This is a genomic window from uncultured Faecalicoccus sp. (genome assembly GCF_944325745.1).
Classification (GTDB): Bacteria; Bacillota_I; Bacilli_A; order Erysipelotrichales; family Erysipelotrichaceae; genus Faecalicoccus.
In genome coordinates this window covers 1-2,655 of the sequence record NZ_CALVBG010000101.1, presented here as the reverse complement: position 1 = coordinate 2,655, position 2,655 = coordinate 1, and the positions used below count along the sequence as shown (strand labels likewise).

The window sequence follows — 2,655 nt, the reverse complement described above, 5'->3', positions numbered from 1 at the left end:
GATAAATATTATGACTTGGCACAGAAATATCTGCCAAACGGTTCTTGCGGTGTCGTAAGCTTCGAGATCGAAGGAGGCCGACAAGCTGCCGAACGGTTCATGAAACATTTAAAACTGGCTGCAATCGAAACCCATGTTGCCGATGCCCGAACTTGTTGTCTGCACCCGGCAAGCAGTACCCATCGACAGATGAGTGAAGAAGAGTTAAAAGCTGCCGGCATCAGTGCAGATATGGTTCGATTCTCCTGCGGACTGGAAGATGCCGAAGATCTGATTCGCGATATCGATCAGGCGTTGAACGCCTAGGAGTTTGGCCATGCCCATTAAAATTCCGAATGAATTACCGGCATCCAAAACCCTCCGCGATGAAAATATTTTTGTGATGAATGAAACCCGGGCCATCACCCAGGACATTCGCCCGTTAAGCATTTTAGTATTGAATTTGATGCCGACCAAAATTGAAACCGAGACCCAGCTGGCCCGTCTTTTGGGAAACACCCCGATTCAAGTGGAATTGGAACTGATGCAGATGAAAAACCATCGCTCCAAAAATGTTTCTCAAGAACATATGTTGAAGTTTTATCAAACCTTCGATGCCTTCCAACATCGTTACTTTGACGGCATGGTCATCACAGGAGCGCCGTTAGAACATTTAGAATTTGAAGAAGTTGAATATTGGGATGAACTTTGTGAGATAATGGAATGGTCAAAAACTCATGTTCACTCCACCTTCCATATCTGCTGGGGCGCACAGGCAGGCTTATATTATCACTATGGGATCCCCAAAAAGAAGATCGAGCATAAGCTCTTTGGGGTATTCCCACATCAAGTGGTTCGTAAGTCGTCGATTCTTTTCCGAGGCTTTGATGACACGTTCATGGTCCCTCATTCGCGCCATACCTATAATGCAAAAAAAGATATTGAAAACTGTCCTTATTTAAAGATCTTGGCAGAAAGCCAGGAAGCCGGGGTCTATGCCTTAGCTACAGAAGGGTGCCGCCAGATCTTTATTACAGGTCATTCTGAATACGATCCCCGCACCTTGGAAAAGGAATATCTGCGCGACAAAAAGAAAGGACTCCCTATTGAAGTCCCTAAAAATTATTATCCGAACGACGACGATTCCCAAGATCCAATGGTCACTTGGAGAAGCGGTGCCAATTTACTTTATTCAAACTGGCTCAACTATATCGTCTACCAGGATACTCCTTATGACATCAATGCGATCGAGCCTTTTCAAAAGATCAAAGTTCGAAAGTAACAGAGTCAAAATCTGTTGCTTTTTTTTACGGCCAAAGAAGATCGGCAATCTCTTCTGCCGAAAGATTTTGAATGGAATGAGCGTCTGATAAAGTATCCGTGTTCCATTGGAACTGATCATAATCTAATTTCAACATCACATGACGGATATTTTTCAAACCATTCTGGATAATGAGCGCTCATGATTGAAGAAGCGAGATCAACCGCCATTGAAGTCTCTCCATCAGGTAATAAAGTTCCACAAATACGGACTCCCGGCGGAGAAGAATGCACCAACAAAACACTGCCGTCTTTACAAGTTCCTAAAGAAATATAGACATGTTCCTCATTGGAAAAAATATCCCCTGGTTTATGGTCTTTTACTTCTGAATAAGGGATAAAAGAACCCCAGCCGTAAGAAGCATAAGTACTGGCCATCTCTCCAGATTTCATCACATATCCGGAATTCCCGGAAGTAGACTCCATCAAATTATAAATCGTCCAACCCACATAACCGGAACAATCCAATCCGTCATGGGTCTCATACAGTGTGGACTGATAATCATAATCAGGAGTTTGTTGTTCAAAAAAAGTTTTCCATTGCGAAGAGACCCGATGCGTTTGGCATCTTGGCCAGCTCCTGTATCTTCTTCATTCCAGCCTCCGCCCCAAACATACATCGTTTGGCCAACAGGCTGTATCGCAATGGTCAAAAAGTTTTGAAGTGTTTTTTGGTTATCCACAACTGTTTCTTTTTTCAGAGTACTTTGGTCTTCTTTCGGCAGATTCAAAAATAAAGAAAGTCCCGAACCTAAAATGAGAATTAAACGAATGAAAATCATGAAGATTAGAGAACATTGAATTCGACGTTTCATAAGTTCCTACATTACCTATCTCGTATTCTAAAAGAGAATGTAGAAAGAATCAACTATCAACAGAGGGCTGATATTTATGGATGATTTTTCTTAAAAAAGCTTCAATTTCTTTTGCCTTTTCGCGATCAACTTTATAAGGGTCCGTACCGATTTGTGTTTTTTCTTTGGAAGTATAAATTGCGAGAACATCCCCATTTTCTAAAACAACCTTTACGCCAACATAAATATAAGGATCGGTCAAAATCGCAGGAATCCCAGGTCCATGAGGCAAACATGAGGTAAATGGTGAAGTCTTTCCTCGCGTCTTTGCCTTTTCATTAAGAACCAGAGCTCTTTGAATATTTCGATAATCATACGTTCCTATAGAACCGTCTACAATTGTCATTGTTTTCTTATCCAGATCAAAGAGTACATCGCCAAAATCACGGATCGTGTTTGTCATACGACCACCTCCCTATCAACACCATGATAGCGGAAGGGGACAAGAAAGACAAACAACGGACCGATCCGGCCATCCATAAGACCGAAAAAGCCAAAAAAA

At 42.0% G+C, this 2,655-nt stretch carries 5 protein-coding genes; 2 read left to right on the top strand and 3 right to left on the bottom strand.

Features of this window, described 5'->3' with window-relative positions; translation table 11 throughout:
* Both Q0J48_RS07025 and metA read left to right on the top strand, forming a co-directional pair.
* Positions 1–306: PLP-dependent transferase (locus Q0J48_RS07025; RefSeq protein ID WP_296242776.1), on the top strand; the 306-nt coding region annotated here is incomplete at its 5' end.
* Between the two features lie 10 nt (positions 307–316).
* The gene (gene metA, locus Q0J48_RS07020; RefSeq protein ID WP_296242775.1) at positions 317–1,261 is read left to right on the top strand and encodes a homoserine O-succinyltransferase; all 945 of its coding nucleotides are present in this window, start codon (positions 317–319) and stop codon (positions 1,259–1,261) included.
* A gap of 116 nt (positions 1,262–1,377) precedes the next feature.
* On the opposite strand, the gene Q0J48_RS07015 is transcribed toward metA, so the two are convergent.
* From Q0J48_RS07015 to Q0J48_RS07005, 3 genes are read right to left on the bottom strand one after another with little or no spacing between them, the layout of a single operon-like run.
* Entirely contained in the window at positions 1,378–1,692 is a 315-nt protein-coding gene (locus tag Q0J48_RS07015; protein ID WP_296242774.1) for a hypothetical protein, read from the bottom strand.
* A 32-nt stretch (positions 1,693–1,724) separates the two neighbouring features.
* Entirely contained in the window at positions 1,725–2,114 is a 390-nt protein-coding gene (locus tag Q0J48_RS07010; protein WP_296242773.1) for a hypothetical protein, read from the bottom strand.
* A 49-nt stretch (positions 2,115–2,163) separates the two neighbouring features.
* A complete protein-coding gene (locus tag Q0J48_RS07005) occupies positions 2,164–2,556 on the bottom strand; it encodes a hypothetical protein (protein ID WP_296242772.1) in 393 nt (130 codons plus the stop codon).
* Between the last annotated feature and the right edge of the window lie 99 nt (positions 2,557–2,655).